This is a genomic window from Desertivibrio insolitus (genome assembly GCF_017355965.1).
Lineage (GTDB): Bacteria > Actinomycetota > Actinomycetes > Actinomycetales > Microbacteriaceae > JAFIQW01.
Window position 1 is genome coordinate 117,853 of the sequence record NZ_JAFIQW010000001.1, and the last position, 14,797, is coordinate 132,649.

15 protein-coding genes are annotated in these 14,797 nt (G+C 72.8%); 6 read left to right on the forward strand and 9 right to left on the reverse strand.

Annotated features, from left to right (window positions below):
• Positions 1-94: 94 nt before the first annotated feature.
• Both JUB10_RS00575 and JUB10_RS00580 read left to right on the forward strand, forming a co-directional pair.
• Positions 95-1,318 carry an MFS transporter gene (locus JUB10_RS00575; protein ID WP_207453293.1) on the forward strand — a complete coding sequence of 408 codons (1,224 nt, stop codon included), beginning with the start codon at positions 95-97 and terminating at the stop codon, positions 1,316-1,318.
• A 45-nt stretch (positions 1,319-1,363) separates the two neighbouring features.
• Positions 1,364-2,446 carry an FUSC family protein gene (locus tag JUB10_RS00580; RefSeq protein ID WP_207453295.1) on the forward strand — a complete coding sequence of 361 codons (1,083 nt, stop codon included), beginning with the start codon at positions 1,364-1,366 and terminating at the stop codon, positions 2,444-2,446.
• Positions 2,447-2,449: 3 nt separating this feature from the next.
• Here JUB10_RS00580 and JUB10_RS00585 read toward each other — a convergent pair whose 3' ends face one another.
• The gene (locus tag JUB10_RS00585) at positions 2,450-3,610 is read right to left on the reverse strand and encodes an MFS transporter (RefSeq protein ID WP_207453296.1); all 1,161 of its coding nucleotides are present in this window, start codon (positions 3,608-3,610) and stop codon (positions 2,450-2,452) included.
• 86 nt (positions 3,611-3,696) lie between these two features.
• Here JUB10_RS00585 and JUB10_RS00590 point away from each other — a divergent pair, with 86 nt between their 5' ends.
• Positions 3,697-4,302 (forward strand): hypothetical protein, encoded by a 606-nt coding sequence (locus JUB10_RS00590; RefSeq protein WP_307859026.1) that lies wholly within the window; start codon positions 3,697-3,699, stop codon positions 4,300-4,302.
• Here JUB10_RS00590 and JUB10_RS00595 read toward each other — a convergent pair.
• The 3 genes from JUB10_RS00595 to msrB all read right to left on the reverse strand — a co-directional run bounded on the left by JUB10_RS00595 (position 4,292) and on the right by msrB (position 6,868).
• Positions 4,292-5,257 carry a D-alanine--D-alanine ligase family protein gene (locus tag JUB10_RS00595; RefSeq protein ID WP_207453298.1) on the reverse strand — a complete coding sequence of 322 codons (966 nt, stop codon included), beginning with the start codon at positions 5,255-5,257 and terminating at the stop codon, positions 4,292-4,294. The genes JUB10_RS00590 and JUB10_RS00595 overlap by 11 nt on opposite strands.
• Positions 5,254-6,366 carry an alanine racemase gene (gene alr, locus JUB10_RS00600; protein WP_207453300.1) on the reverse strand — a complete coding sequence of 371 codons (1,113 nt, stop codon included), beginning with the start codon at positions 6,364-6,366 and terminating at the stop codon, positions 5,254-5,256. Before alr ends, JUB10_RS00595 begins: the two co-directional genes overlap by 4 nt.
• 97 nt (positions 6,367-6,463) lie before the next feature.
• Positions 6,464-6,868 carry a peptide-methionine (R)-S-oxide reductase MsrB gene (gene msrB / locus JUB10_RS00605; protein WP_207453301.1) on the reverse strand — a complete coding sequence of 135 codons (405 nt, stop codon included), beginning with the start codon at positions 6,866-6,868 and terminating at the stop codon, positions 6,464-6,466.
• Between the two features lie 38 nt (positions 6,869-6,906).
• On the opposite strand from msrB, the gene JUB10_RS00610 reads away from it, so the two are divergent.
• Positions 6,907-7,200, forward strand: coding sequence for a hypothetical protein (locus JUB10_RS00610; RefSeq protein ID WP_207453302.1), 294 nt, complete (start codon positions 6,907-6,909; stop codon positions 7,198-7,200).
• Positions 7,201-7,230: 30 nt separating this feature from the next.
• Here the strand turns inward: JUB10_RS00610 and JUB10_RS00615 are convergent, their stop codons facing one another.
• The 4 genes from JUB10_RS00615 to JUB10_RS00630 form a co-directional block, all read right to left on the reverse strand.
• Positions 7,231-7,800, reverse strand: a complete 570-nt coding sequence (locus JUB10_RS00615; protein ID WP_207453303.1) for a TIGR03086 family metal-binding protein — start codon at positions 7,798-7,800, stop codon at positions 7,231-7,233.
• Positions 7,801-7,841: 41 nt separating this feature from the next.
• Complete coding sequence (locus tag JUB10_RS00620) at positions 7,842-8,294, reverse strand: DUF4395 domain-containing protein (RefSeq protein ID WP_207453304.1); 453 nt, start codon at positions 8,292-8,294, stop codon at positions 7,842-7,844.
• A complete protein-coding gene (locus tag JUB10_RS00625) occupies positions 8,291-8,704 on the reverse strand; it encodes a TlpA family protein disulfide reductase (RefSeq protein ID WP_307859027.1) in 414 nt (137 codons plus the stop codon). The genes JUB10_RS00620 and JUB10_RS00625 overlap by 4 nt, the downstream gene beginning before the upstream one ends.
• 97 nt (positions 8,705-8,801) lie before the next feature.
• Entirely contained in the window at positions 8,802-10,361 is a 1,560-nt protein-coding gene (locus JUB10_RS00630) for a glycosyltransferase (protein ID WP_207453306.1), read from the reverse strand.
• Between the two features lie 151 nt (positions 10,362-10,512).
• Between JUB10_RS00630 and JUB10_RS00635 the strand changes: the two genes are divergently transcribed.
• Together JUB10_RS00635 and JUB10_RS00640 are read left to right on the forward strand one after the other, a co-directional pair.
• Positions 10,513-13,023, forward strand: a complete 2,511-nt coding sequence (locus tag JUB10_RS00635) for a transglycosylase domain-containing protein (RefSeq protein WP_207453308.1) — start codon at positions 10,513-10,515, stop codon at positions 13,021-13,023.
• 4 nt (positions 13,024-13,027) lie between these two features.
• Positions 13,028-13,483: an HAD domain-containing protein gene (locus JUB10_RS00640; RefSeq protein WP_207453309.1), complete on the forward strand. Its 456-nt coding sequence runs from the start codon at positions 13,028-13,030 to the stop codon at positions 13,481-13,483.
• Between the two features lie 12 nt (positions 13,484-13,495).
• Here JUB10_RS00640 and JUB10_RS00645 read toward each other — a convergent pair whose 3' ends face one another.
• On the reverse strand, positions 13,496-14,773 hold the full coding sequence (locus JUB10_RS00645; protein WP_207453311.1) for an MATE family efflux transporter: 1,278 nt from the start codon (positions 14,771-14,773) through the stop codon (positions 13,496-13,498).
• Between the last annotated feature and the right edge of the window lie 24 nt (positions 14,774-14,797).

The window sequence follows — 14,797 nt, forward strand, 5'->3', positions numbered from 1 at the left end:
AACCCATCGACGCGCCACTCAGCGATGACCTGACCACTCGCGTCACTGGGCGCGGCGCTCGACCGGCGGCGGCGCGGCGTAACGTGGAGGACCTATGTCGAACGCCGCTTCCAACTTCGGATGGCGTCAGCTCATCCTCGCGGCGTTCGCGCCGACCGCGCTGTTCTCGATCGGCGAGGGCGCGATCATCCCGATCATCCCCGTGGTGGCCGACGACCTCGGCGCGAGCCTCGCACTCGCCGGTGCGATCGCCGGGCTCATCATGGTCGGCGAGCTCGTGGGCGACATCCCGAGCGGCTGGCTCGTGGCGAGAGTCGGCGAGCGCCAGGCGATGATCGGCGCCGCGATGCTCTCGCTCGTCGGCCTGTTCCTCGCGATGTACTCCGTCAACGAGGCGATGCTCGCGGCGGGCATCTTCCTCGTCGGCCTCGCGACCGCGGTCTTCGCGCTCGCCCGGCACGCGTTCATGACGAGCTTCGTGCCGATCCAGTACCGGGCGCGGGCCCTGTCGACGCTCGGCGGCGTGTTCCGGCTCGGCGTCTTCGTCGGGCCGCTGCTCAGCGCGGGGCTGCTCCACCTGACCGGCGACACCCGCTCGGTGTTCTGGATCATGGTCGTCGGATGCCTCGGCGCGGCGCTCCTGCTGCTGTTCCTTCCCGACCCCACCGCGACCTTCGGGCGCAAGCCGCGCGAGGGCGACGAGTTCGTGGCGCGCGAGGCGCAGGGGCTGTTCCCGACGCTCTGGCGGTACCGCGGCGTGCTCGTGAAGCTCGGCTCGGGGGCCGCGCTCATCGGCGCGATGCGCTCGAGCCGGTCGGTCATCCTGCCGCTCTGGGCCGTGAGCCTCGGGCTCGGCGAGAGCACGACCGCGCTCATCATCGGCATCGCGGGCGCGATCGACTTCGGCCTCTTCTACACGAGCGGCGCGATCATGGATCGCTTCGGCCGGTTGTGGAGCGCGCTGCCTTCGATGATCGGCCTCGGGCTCGGCCACCTCGTGCTCTCGGTCACGCACGACATCCCGGCCGCCGTCGTCTGGTTCATCACCGTCGCGATGTTCCTCTCGGTCGCGAACGGCATCGGCAGCGGCATCCTCATGACCCTCGGCGCCGACCTCGCCGACCCGGCCGACCCGGCGCCGTTCCTCGGCGCGTGGCGCTTCGTCGGCGACGCGGGCAACGCCGCCGCGCCGCTGCTCGTCTCGCTCATCACGGGGCTCGCGTCGATCTCGATCGCCGCCGGCGTCATGGGCGTGCTCGGGTTCCTCGGCGCGGGGATCATCGCCCGGTACCTGCCGCGGTACTCGTCGCGGCCCTGACCCACGTCCAGCCTCCTCGGCGGTTCGTCGGTCACACTGGCGCCGGTGAGCGGAACCTTCATCTCACGAGTGATCCCCGTGCTCCGTCCGGCCGTGAGGCCGCCCCGTCTCCTGCTCGTGGGCAAGGCTGCGGTCGCCGCCGCCATCGCCTGGGCCGTCGGCGCCCTGCTGCCCTGGGGCGCCGCCGAGTACGCGTACTACGCCCCGCTGGGCGCGGTGATCGCGATGGCACCCACCGTCGTCTCGTCCGTGCGCTCGAGCGCGCAGCTCGTCGTCGGCCTCGCGAGCGGGATCGCGATCGCGTGGTTGCTGGTGCCCCTGGCCCTGCCGGAACCGCTCAAGATCGCGCTCGCGGTGGGCGCCGGCACACTCGTCGCCGGCATCCCGGTGCTCGGTTCGGGCCGTGACTACGTGCCGGTCGCAGCCCTGTTCACCCTGCTCCTCGGCGGTAGCGAACTCGGCGACTACTCCTTCGGCTACGTCGCACAGATGGCGACGGGGCTCGTCGTCGGGGTCGCCGTGAACCTGCTCGTCGCCCCTCCTCTGCAGCTTCAGGACGCCCGAGAATCGGTTTCGCGTCTCAAGCGCCGAGCCGCCGACCACCTCGACGGCGCGGCCTCGGTTCTCACCGAACCGAAGCCCGGCGATGACGAGCTCTCGCGATCGATCGACGACTATCCGGCGCTGCTCGAGGACGCCTTCGCCGCGCTCGACACGGCGCGCGAGTCGCGGCGGATCAACCCGCGGGCGCGCCGCTGGTCCTTCGACGTCGACGGCACCCGCGACGATCTGGACGCGCTCCGGAGGGTCGGCCGGCACCTGCAGGATCTCGACGCGGCGCTGCTCGACGGCCCGCACGAAGCCGTGCCCGCCGACCTGCGCGAGGCGATGGGCGACGCGGTGCGGGCGACCGCGGAACTCCTCCGCGCCTGGGACCGCGGCGACGACCTCGCGCGGCACTGCGGCGACTCCCTCGAAGCGCACCGCGCGCTGCGGCGCCGCGCCGGTGGGTGGGATGCGCCGACGCCCGAGAGCCGCGAGCAGGTGGCCGTCACGGCGTTCAGCCTGCGGACGGTCCACGACGAGGTGGAGCACCGGGTGCGGAGTTCTGACCGACCCGCCCCGTGACCGTCACTCCGGCAGCGGCTCCGTGCCGCGCGGGTAGGCGAGCAGCAGCACCGCGGAGACGACCCACACGATCCCGACGAGGGCGATGAGCAGGCCCGCGTCGAGCCCCGCGAGCTGACCCGCGATCGCGGCGCCGGCCGCGGCCGCGCCGATGCGCAGCCCCGCGCCGACGGTGAACACCTGCGAGCGCACGGGCGGCGGGCTCTGCTGCTTGCGCAGCAGGAGCATCGCCGCGCTCGACGAGGCGGTGAAGAGCCCCGACAGCGCGACCGCGAACACCGTCCAGGGCAGGCCGAGGTCGGGCACCGCGGCGAGCGTCGCCACGCCCGTGCCGAGGAAGCCGGCGGCCATGACCCACTCCGGCGGGCGGGCGGTCCAGCGGCGCACGGTCATGAGCACCGAACCGATGAGGGCGCCGACGGCGAAGGCGGTGACGATGACCGCGGCCTGACCCTCGGAGCCCGCGCGCTCGATCGACAGCGCGACCGCCGCGATCGCGAGGCCGCCCTGACCGAGCTGAGTGAGGGTGCTCGACAGCGTCACGATCGCGAGGGGCCGGTGCGTCACGAGGTGCCGCGTGCCCTCCACGATCGCGCCCCGCACGGACTGCGGCTGCACGCTGCGGGGGCGCATCCGCATCGCGAGGCTGGCGACCCCCCCGACGAGCGCGACCGCGGCGAGCACGAGCATCGCCGTGCGGGCGGAGGCGAGCGAGACGGCGATCGCGACGATGGCGGGCCCGCCGATCGAGGAGAAGTTGTACGACATGGCATCCGTCGCGTACGCCCGGCGCTCGTCGTCGATTTCCTCGGTCACGAAGCTCGACAGCCCGCCCGTGAGGAACGGGGTCATGCAGCCGGCGGCCACGAGGGCGACCGCGATGATCGCGACCGGGAGCACCCCGAGGAACGCGGCGGCCGCGTAGGCGATCGCGGTGACGGCCGCCGCGAGCAGCACGAGCCGGCGCGGGGCGCGCGAGCGGTCGAGCGCGACGCCCGCGAGCGGTGCCGCGAGCGCGGCGGGCGCGAGGGCCGCGGCGGTGAGGGCGCCGCCGAGTGCCACGCTGCCGGTCTGCTCGATCGCGACGAGCGGGATCGCCACCATGACACCGCCGCTCGCGGTGCGGAGCGGAACGGAGCTGATGAGGTAGCCGGCGGCGCTCATCGGGGGTGGTTCTCGGGCATCGCTTCGAGACTAACTGTGTCGTCCTCGGTTTCTCCGGGAGCGCCCGTCACGGGGAAGATGAGCGGGTGAGCACCGAGCAGCACAGCACCGAACTGCAGAGCACCGAACCTCAGGGCACCGAGTCCACGAGCGCCGCCCCGCGGAGCAGCGAGCAGGAGCGCTACCAGGTGCGGTTCGAGTGGGGCCTCGAGGGCGCCGCGGCGGTCGCCTCCGACGCCGACGTCCTCGTCTGGGTCGACGGCATCCCCACGGCCGACGTCCCCGTCGACGCGCTGCCCGCGGCGCCCGCGATCGTGCGGACCGGCATGCCGGAGGCGGCTGCCGTCGCGCGTTGGCTCGTCGACCTCCAGCAGCGCCTCGGTTCGCGCACCTCGATCGCGATCGTTGCGGCCGGGGAGCAGCGCGACGGGGGCATCCGCTTCGCCGTCGAGGACCTGCTAGTCGCCGGCGCCGTGATCGACGCGCTCGCCGCCCTCGGTCTCGATGCGACCTCGCCCGAGGCCGCCGCCGCCGAGGGCGCCTACCGGCACCTGCAGCGCGCGGTGGCCCACCTGTTCACGGCGAGCACGACCGCGGTGCAGGGCGGCTCGGCCCCCGCGAAGATCGACCCCTCCCTCGGCGCCGGCGACGTCGAGGTGCTGCGGCCGCACACCCGCGACGTCAGCGCGTGACGGGCGCGGGCCGGAGCGCTCCGAGCACGAGCTCCTCGACGAGCTCGGCGTAGGAGAGCCTCGCGGCCGCGAACATCCGCGGCACCTGCGACAGCGGCGTGAACCCGGGCATCGTGTTGACCTCGTTGAGCACGAGCCCGTCCGCGGTCAGGAAGAAGTCGAACCGGCCGATGCCCCGGCAGCCGAGCGCGCGGAACAGGGCGAGGGCCGCCTGCTCGAGCGCGACGAGCCCGGCGGGATTGATCTCGGCTGGCACCGTGAACGGCGGCTGCCCGCCGTACTTGAGGTCGCTGCCGAAGACGCCGCCCGCCGGGGTCGAGATCTCGAGCGGGGGCGACACGAGCAGCGATCCGTCGGCACGCTCGAGCACCGCGATGTCGAGCTCGCGCCCGCTCTGGAACTCCTCGAGCAGCGCCCCTCCCCCGTCGGCGAGCGCGAGCTCGAGCGCGGGGCGGAGCTCCGCGGCGGTGCGCACGACCGAGACGCCGTTCGACGAGCCGCCCGTGTTCGGCTTCACGACGAGGGGCAGCGGATGCCGCGGCGCGGCGTCCGAGGCGTGCACGAGCTCCCCCGCGGCGACCCGGAGCCCGAGTTCGCGCGCGACGAGCTTCGTCGTCCACTTGTCCATGCCGATGGCCCCGGCACGCACGGGCGAGCCGACCGCGGCGAGACCGAGCAGCTGCGCGAAACCGGCGAAGGCGCCGTCCTCGCCGCCCGTGCCGTGCAGGGCGGGGAACAGGACGTCGGCGGCGAGCAGCACCGCGACGGCGTCCGCGGTCGTGAGCGGCGTGCCCGCGGCATCCGACCACGACCCGTCGCGCTCGATCGTGAGCCGCGTGACCGTGAAGCGCGCGGGATCGAGCGCGGAGGCGATGCCCGCGGCGGAGGCGAGCGAGACGTCGTGCTCGTCGCTCGTGCCCCCGCCCACAACGACGACGGACGGCGATGGGGTCATGCGGAGGCCTCCTCGAGGGACGCGACGCGGCGCAGCACGCGCTGCCCGATGCCGGTCACGATGTCATGGGCGATGGTGCCCGACCAAGCCGCCCAGTCGTGGACGGTCGGCTCGCCGCCGTCACCCGGCCCGAACAGGGTCGCGCTGTCGCCGGGCCGCACCGTCGCGTCGCCGACGTCGACGACGATCTGGTCCATCGACACGGCGCCGACGACCCGGTGCCGTCGCCCGCCGATCTGTACGAGCGCCCGCTCGGTGGCCGAGCGCGGGACGCCGTCGGCGTAGCCAACCGGCAGCAGGGCGAGCGTCGTCGCGCGGTCGGTGACGTGCGAGTGCCCGTAGCCGACGCCCGTGCCGGGCCGCACGCGGCGCACGCTGACGACGGGCGCGGTGAGCGTCATGGCGCCGCGGAGAGCGGTGCGGCCGCTCGGGTCGATGCCGTAGAGGCCGGCCCCGATCCGGCTGAGGTCGAAGTGCGTCGCGGGTGCCGTGAGCGTCGCGGCCGTCGCGGCGAGGTGCCGCACGCGAGGGGTCAGCCCCCGCCGCCACGCGGTGCGCACCGCGTTGCCGAAGACGAGCGTCTCGACGCGGTTCTCGCGGTCGCCCGGGCGGTCGGCGCTCGACAGGTGTCCCATGACGCCGACCACGTCGAGAAGTCCGCGACGCTCGGCGGTCGCGGCGATCGTGCAGAGCGGCGACCACTCGTCGCGGGAGGCGCCGTCGCGCGCGAGGCCGACGTCGATGTGCAGGTGCACCCGGGCCCGGCGCCGCTCGGCCTGGGCCGCCTGCGCGATGGCCTCGAGGTGCGCGAGCGAGGGCACCGCGAGCTGCACGTCGGCGAGGATCGCGGCGCGGTAGTCGGCGTCGACGGGGTTCAGCCAGCTGAGCAGCGGCGCGCGCACGCCCTGGGCGCGGAGCGCGAGCGCCTCGTCGATGCTCGTGACGCCGAGCGAGCTCGCGCCGTTCGCGAGCACGAGTTCGGGCCGGATGCCGTGACCGAACGCGTTCGCCTTGAGCACGGCCATGACGGCGCCGCTCGTCGCCGAGGCGAGCGTGCGCGTGTTCTGCGCGATCGCCGCCTCGTGCACCGTGAGGGTGGGGGTGGACATGATGCCGACGCTAGGTCCGCGCCCGGGCGCCCCTCATCGGCCGGACGGATGACTCGCGTCATCCGCTCGGATGGTCGCCCCGAGCGCGGCCGGCGGGCTACTCGGCCTTGAAGTCGAGCGCGAGGGAGTTCATGCAGTAGCGGTCGCCCGTCGGCGTGCCGAAGCCGTCGGGGAAGACGTGACCGAGGTGCGAGCCGCAGCGGGCGCAGCGGACCTCGGTGCGCTCGATACCGAGGCTGTGGTCGGGCAGCAGCTCGACCGCGTCGGGCCGGACGGACTCGTAGAAGCTCGGCCAGCCGCATCCGGAGTCGAACTTCGTGCCGCTGACGAAGAGCTCGTTGCCGCACGCCTTGCAGGTGTAGAGCCCCGCGCGGTCCTCGTCGAGCAGCTCGCCAGACCAGGCACGCTCGGTGGCGGACTCCCGCAGCACCGCGTACTCGTCAGCGCTGAGCTTCTCGCGCCAGTCGTCTTCGCTCTTCGAGACCTCGTAATCGCCGTTCACCCTGACATTCTCTCAGGCTGCAGCGACACGATGACGTCATGAGGCTTCCCGAGCACATCGCCCGAGGTGTCGCCGAGGGGTCGGTCACGCTCGCGTTCCACCGCTGGGACGAGGTTCCCGTGAGCCCGGGCGACGTGTTCGAGACCGAGGCGGGACCCGTGCGGATCGACTCCGTCGAGCCCGCGCACTCGATCGCGGACGCCGACGCGCAGTCCGCCGGCTATGACTCCCCGCCCGCCCTCGCGCTCGCGCTCACGGGCGAGGGCGCGCTGTACCGGGTGGAGCTGTCGCCCGCGTCGTCCGACGAACGCGAACCCGCCGAGACCCACTGACCGGCGGCACTGACCGGCGTCCGGCTCGGCTCAGCGCAGCGGCGTCCGCTCGTCGCGGCCGGTCAGCGCGAGCAGCCGCGTCTGCAGCGGCGCGTCGTCGGGCACGGGGACGGGGCTCGCGAACAGGCCGCTGGCCTGCAGCGTCTCCTTCTGCGGCTCGAAGATCGACCACGCCGCCTCGACGAGGGCGGGGTCGAGCTGCTCGTCGCGCCCGTTGGCGCGCGCGAGGTCCCAGGTGTGGATCGTGACGTCGCTGACCTGCTCGCGCAGGTAGTCCGCGACGGTCACGGTGTCGTAGGAGAGGTGCACCTCCTGGTGGAGGGGCGTCGAGTGCCAGGCCTCGGTCGCCGAGCGGGAGTAGCGGTGCCACTCCGCCTCGAGGTCGAGCCCGAGGGGCACGAGCCGTCCGCGGGCGGCGACGACGGTCATCCCGCTCAGCAGGTGCGGCACCCAGCGCTGCTCGTCGACGACGTGCGACACGAGGTCGCGCACCGACCACTCGTCGTCGGGGGTCGGAGCCTCCCAGTCGCTGATCGCCGCGATCCGTGCCGCGAACTCCTCGTGTGCGCGCTTCTGCAGCGCGAGCCAGTCGAACTCCACGCGCTAACGCTAGCGCCGACGGATGATCGGGGGCCGCGCGGTCACGCGGTGCGACGGAACAGCCCGGCCCGCGCCAGGAGCAGGTAGATCTGGCAGCCGAGGCAGTAGCCGAACACGGCGTTGAGGAACGCCGCGACGAACGCGAGCCCCGCGAAGACGGCGGCGAGGGTCGTCGCCCCGAGGAGCGCGGCGACGAGGCCGACGCCGGTCACGACGAGCCCGACCCCCTGCGCGAACGTGGGCGGAGCGGCGTCCTCGAGCTCGGCGGGAGGAGCGAGCAGCGGCCGCACGAACCGGCGGAACACCCAGCCGAGCGGGTGCCGCCGCACGCCGGCGACAGCGCCCCACGCGAACGACGCGACGAGCACCGCGAGCAGCACGACGCCCGCCGCGGTGGGCCCGGCGAGGAGCAGGTAGATCGCGACGAGGAGCACCACGGCGGTGACGCCGGCCGTCAGTCGCGGGGCACGGGGGTCGATGCGGGAGTCGCTCATGATGCTCCTTCGGTGAGGGTGGCGAGGCGTGCCTCGAGGTCGCGGCGGCGAGGCACCCCGGCGATCCGGGCGGCGACGCGCCCGCCGGGGTCGAGCACCAGGGTCGTCGGCGTCTGCAGGATGCGGTACTCGCTCGCGAGCTCGGGGCGGTCGGTCAGGTCGATCTCGCGATGCGCGACGCCGGGGTGCGCTCCGGCCACCTCCAGCAGCATCCGCCGGACGCCGGGGCACCGCGAGCAGTACTGCGTGGAGAACTGCACCAGCGTCACCGACGCGTCCGCCGCGGGCTCGAGCGTCGTGTCCCCGGATGCCGTGCGCAGCCGCCCGTCGCGCGCCCGTAGCACCACGCCCGCGAGCGTCGCGGCGGCGACGACGCCGAGCACGACGGTGAGAGCGATGAGCGGATCCACGGGGCGAGCGTAGGCAGGCGCCCCAGTCATCCGCCCTGTTGTTACGGGAGCGGACGATTTGTTACGCCGGAGCTCGGGTTGTTGCCGCGGGCTCGGGTCAGGATGCCGAGCGGATGCTGCTGCGCCGGCGCTCGGGCAGCCGCGCGCGCACCCAGGGGCGCACCGGCCGCGAGCCGATCACGGCGAACGCGACACCGAAGACCACGGGCCCGAGGAAGGGCATCGCGGCGAGGAGGTTGCCCGAGACGAGCAGCGCGAGCGCGAGCATGACGACGGCGACCGAGATCTCGAGGCGCAGCGCGCTGAGGATCGCGCGCGCTCCCCCGCCGTGCGCGCGCTTGGGGGTGATCTTGAAGACTGCGCGACCGCCGCCCGAGACGCGGACCATCGCGGCGAGCGTGACGACCAGCGTCGAGGCGTAGAGCGCGACCGCGGCCGCGAGGAACGACGCCGCGACGACAGGGCCGCGGTGGCGCAGCCGGCGCACGGTCTCGGGAAGCAGTGCGGCGACACCGAAGAGACCGGTCGCGACGACGGCCCAGATCGGCTGCCGCACCGAGGAGTCGACCGCGGCGAAGATCAGCCCGCTGCCGAAGAGCATGAGGCTCGACGCGCCGACGGCGGGCACCGCCATCTGCTCGACCAGGAGGTCGAGCTTCTCGGCCGCGCCCATCTTCGAGCCAAGGATGCGCCGCCACGCGCCGCGGAGGAACTCCATCGTTCCCTCGGCGGTCTTCGCGTGCTGCGTGCGGAACGCCTGGTAGTCGACCGGGTAGTCCTCGACGCTCACGAGGTCGTCGTCGTAGTGCACGAGGTAGCCGGCCCGGCGCACCTCGAGACTGTAGGCCACGTCCTCCGTCACGACCTCCGGGAACGGCCCGGTCGCACGCAGGCAGCGGGCGCTGATCATCCCGCCCCGCCCCATGAACGCCGAGAAGCCCATCCGGCTGCGGGCGCGTTGCACGACCGACACGTGCGACTCGAGCAGCCCGGCGAAGGCCTCCGTGAACAGGGTGCCGTCGGGCTCCGCGCGGTGACGACCCTGCACGACGCCGATCCGGGGGTCGCCCGCGAAGTCGGCGAGAGCGCGCGTGACGAAGTGCGGCGGGATCACCTCGTCGCTGTCGAGCACGACGAAGTAGTCGAAGCGGTCGATCAACTGGGCGATCGCGTGGTTGAGGTTGCCGGCCTTGAACCCGGTGCGGTGCCGCCGGCGGATGACCTGTAGCCCCTCCTCCTCGGCGAGCCGGTCGACGGCGGCGCGCGCGAGGGCGGTCGAGGAGTCGTCGAGGATGATGCCGGTCACGTCGCGGTCCTGCTGCAGGCTGCGCAGCAGGGCTTCCGGGTTGAGGTCGTCGGCGGTGCAGTAGAGCAGGGCGACGCGGGCGCTCGACGACACGATCGCGCGCGGCATCCGCTGCGGCCGCGCCGCTCGGGCCACGAGCCACATCGCGAGGTGACGGATGCCGATGAGCCAGATCACTGCGGACCCGATGCCGAAACCGAGCATGCCCGCGAGCTCGACGGGCTCGACGCCCGCCTGCTGCGACTCGAGCACGACCGCGGTCACGTAGAGACCGAGCAGCAGCGCCCAGCCTCCAAGGATTCCGCCCCAATAGACGAGCTGCACGATTCTGCTCGCCCTCGGGATCTGCATGAGCATCATTCGAGCAGTCCTCCCTTGACGTCCGGTGCGAATACAACGCGCGTACAGCCGACACCGAGCAGTTCCCCCTCGTTCGGGGGTGTTACGCATTTGTTGGTGTGCGGGCCGGTGCTCACAGGAGAAGTCCCCTAATGTCGAGACCATGGACCGGGGAGAACGTTCACCGGGTGGGGTGCTCTCGGCGGTCGCCGGCCTGCTCGGTTTCAGCGCGATCGGTGGCGTGCTCGTCGCCGCACTCGTGGCACCGATGATCGCGGTGACGGGCGTCAGCACGTCGAGCGCCGTACAGCTAATCGACGACCTGCCCGAGGCGCTCGAGATCGGTCAGCTGCCGGGCCGCAACACGATCTACGGCAAGTCGAACGGGCAGGACGTGCCCGTCGCGACGGTCTTCAGCGAGAACCGCGAGGCGCTCCCCTGGGACCAGATCAGCGACAACCTCAAGAACGCCGCGATCGCGGGCGAGGACCGCCGGTTCTACGAGCACGGCGGCGTCGACATCCAGTCCGTCATCCGCACGGCGATCGGCAACCTCGGCTCCGGGGACATCGAGGGCGGCGCGTCGACCATCACGATGCAGACGGTGCGCAACCTCAAGATCGTCGCGGCGGGCAACGACGAGGAGGCGTACCGCGAGGCCACCAAGCAGACGCTCGGCCGCAAGGTCGAGGAGATGAAGCTCGCCATCGGGCTCGAGAAGACGTACTCGAAGGACGACATCCTCCTCGCCTACCTCAACGTGGCGAACTTCGGCTCCGCCACCTACGGGGTGCAGGCCGCGGCGCAGAAGTACTTCTCCGTCAACGCGTCCGATGTCACCCCCGCGCAGGCCGCGAGCCTCATCGCGATGGTTCAGGAGCCCTCCGCCCTGAACCTCACGAGCGAGGAGAACTACGAGGCCAACAAGCAGCGTCGCGACGTCATCCTCGGCTTCATGAAGGTCGAGGGGTACCTCGACCAGGCGCAGTACGACGAGGCGATCGCCACCCCGATCGCGCCGGTGCTCTCCCGGCCGCAGAACAGCTGCATGGGCGCGCAGTTCGACGCCGGCTTCTTCTGCGACTACGTGACGAAGGCCGTCAAGGACATGCCGATGTTCGGCGAGACGCCCGAGGAGCGCGTCGCGAACTTCAACGCCGGCGGCTACGACATCTACACGAGCCTCGACGCCGACATGAACGTCGTCGCGCAGCAGGCCGTCGACGCCAACGTTCCCAACGACGAGACCCGCCTCCAGCTCGGCGGCGCGACCGTGTCGATCGAGGTCGGCACCGGCCGCGTGCTGACGATGGTGCAGAACAAGGACTACGACAACACCGCGAACGCCCCGTTCACCGGGACGAGCGTCAACTACAGCGCGGACTTCGCCTACGGCAACTCCGGCGGCTTCCAGACGGGCTCCACCTACAAGGTCTTCACGCTCCTCAACTGGCTGCAGACCGGTCACGGCCTCAACGAGACGATCGACGCCCGCAACAAGAAGTGGGACTCCGCCGACTTCACCGACTCGTGCATGGGTCCCTGGTACGGCCCGTGGGAGCCGAAGAACTCCGGTGAGGACGGCGGCTCGCGCTACAGCAACGTCTCGGTCATGCAGGCCACGACGCAGTCGATCAACACCGCGTACGCGTCGATGACGTACGAGCTCGACCTCTGCGGCATCCGCAAGGCCGCCGAGTCGCTCGGGGTGCACCGCGCCGATGGCGGGCAGCTCGAGTCGAACCCGGCGGCGACGCTCGGTACGAACAACATCTCGCCGATGACGATGGCGAACGCGTTCGCCACGCTCGCCAACCAGGGCACCTACTGCGACCCGATCGTGGTCGACCGCGTCGTCGACTCGACCGGTCAGGAGCTCGGCGGACAGCAGCCGACGTGCCGTCAGACCGTCGACCCCGCCGTCGCCAACACCGTCGTGTACGCCCTCGAGCGCGTGATGTCGGGCGGCACGGGTGTCGCGTCGAACCCCTCCGGCTCGACCCCGATCATGGGCAAGACCGGAACCGCCGACAGCTACGCGCAGACCTGGATCGTCACCTCGACCACCCGCGTCGCGACCGCCGTCTGGGTCGGCAACATCGTCGGCGACACCTCGCTCAAGCGGGTCTCGGCGCAGAACGATCGGCACCGCATCATGCGCGCGGTGATGACCGAGTTCATCAACCGGTACGGTGGCGACGCGTTCGCCGACCCCTCCGACGCCGTGATCGACGGCGACGGCGTGGCGGTCCCGAACATCGCGGGCCTCACCGCCCGTGAGGCGCGCAGCCGGCTGTCGGGCGACAACCTGCGCTTCGTCGACGGCGGCACGGTGCCGAGCGAGCAGCCCGAGGGCGCCGTGCACTCCACCGACCCCGCCCCCGGCACACTCGTCGACGAGCGCTCGCAGGTGACCGTGTACTTCAGCGACGGCAGCGGCCGCATCGAGGTCCCGGATGTCGAGGGCGCGACCCTCAGCGAGGCGAGGACCGCGATCTCGGGTGCGGGCTTCACCGCGGCTCCGGAGATCGAGTGGGTCGAAGGCGAAGCGGACATCGCGTGCGTCGTCGACACTGTCGACCCCGACGAGGGTGACGACGCCGGACGCAGCGAGCCCCTGCGGCTCGAGGTCTACGGCACGGCGGAAGGCACCGACCCCGGCACCTGCGGTTAGCGGGGTGCGGGCCCTCGTCCTGCTGGACGTCGACGGTGTGCTGAATCCCCGCCTCGCGGCTGGGCGCCTGCACGTCTCCCCCGAGCGTGCCGCCCTCGTGCGCGAGCTCGCGGAGCTCGGCCGCCTGGTCTGGGCGACGACCTACCCGTCCGTGCTCGCGCACGATCTCGGCGAGGGCATCGGGCTCGCCGAGCGCGCGGACGCCATCGCGTTCCCCGCCGAGCTCGACGCCGACCCGGATCGCCCCGCCCCGACGCCGAAGCTGCACTGGGTGCGGCGGTGGCTCGGCCGGCAGCACTACGACCGCGCCGTGTGGATCGACGACCGGCTCGGCGCGGATGCCGCGGAGTGGGCGCGCGCGGAAGCATCCGTGCACCTCGTCTCCCCCGATCCGCGGGAGGGACTGCTCCCCTCGCACGTGGCGGAGGCTCGGGCGTTCCTCGCCGGCGAACGGGCGTAGACGACCCGGCGCCTACGCGCCGGTCACCATCCAGGCGGTGCCCCGCGCCCGGAGGCCGAGCGTCACCGCGCGGGCGCCGAGGTAGCCGAACGAGAACGCCGCCTGCAGCAGCACGAGGGCGAGCACCCCGGAGAGTCCGCTCGCCCCGACGAGCAGCAGCAGCGGCACGTAGACCGCAAGATTGAGGAGCCCGGTGAGGGCGAGGTAGCGCGCGTCGCCGGCGCCGATCAGCACGCCGTCGAGCACGAAGACGTAGCCGCCGAGCGGGATCCCCGCGGCGAGCACCGCGAGGGTCGGGGCGAGGGCGGCGTGGATTCGCGGGTCGCTCGAGAACAGCGGCCCCAGGAGCGGGGCGGCCGCGCCGATCAGCACCCCGAGCACCACCCCGCCGCCGACGGCGAGCCGGATGAGGCGCGCGGTCACGGCGCGGACGCGCTCGACGTCGGCGGCCCCGAGGCCGTGCCCGATGAGAGCCTGTCCCGCGATCGCGAAGGCGTCGAGCACGAACGCGATCGTGAAGAACACGGTCAGCGCGATCTGCAGGGTGCCGAGCTCGGTCGTGCCGAGCGACGTGCCGACGGCGACCGTGCCGAGCAGCGCGACGCGCAGGCTCGCCGTGCGCAGCAGCAGCCAGCCGCCGGATGCCGCCGCGCCCGTGACCCCCGCGACGCCCGGCCGCAGCGTCGCGCCCGTCCTACGCGCGGCTCGCACCGCCATCACGAGGTAGACCGCGGCCATGCCCCACTGGGCCACGACGGTGCCGAGGGCCGACCCGGCGATGCCGAGCCCCAGCCCGTAGATGAAGAGCGCGTTGAGGGCGGCGTTGACGGCGAACCCGGCGACTGCGACGACGAGGGGCGTGCGGGTGTCCTGCAGCCCGCGCAGCAGGCCGGTCGCCGCGATCACGATGAGCATGCCGGGCAGCCCCCACAGCGAGACGGTGAGATAGACCGTCGCCTGCTGCGTGACGTCCTCGCTCGCCCCGAACGCGCCGACGACCGGTGCCGCGAGCGGGAACCCGGCCGCGGCGAGCGCGATCCCCAGGGCGATGGCGAGCCAGATGCCGTCGATGCCCGCGCGGATGGCGCCCTGCTCGTCGCCCGCGCCGAGCCGGCGCGCGACCGTCGGGGTGGTGGCGTAGGCCAGGAAGATCAGCAGCCCGACGACCGTCTGCAGCACCGTGCTCGCGATGCCCAGCCCGGCCAGCGGCGCAGCGCCGAGGTGCCCGACGAGAGCGGTGTCGGTGAGCAGGAACAGCGGTTCGGCGACGAGCGCGCCCAGGGCGGGCACGGCGAGGCGCAGGATGTCGCGGTC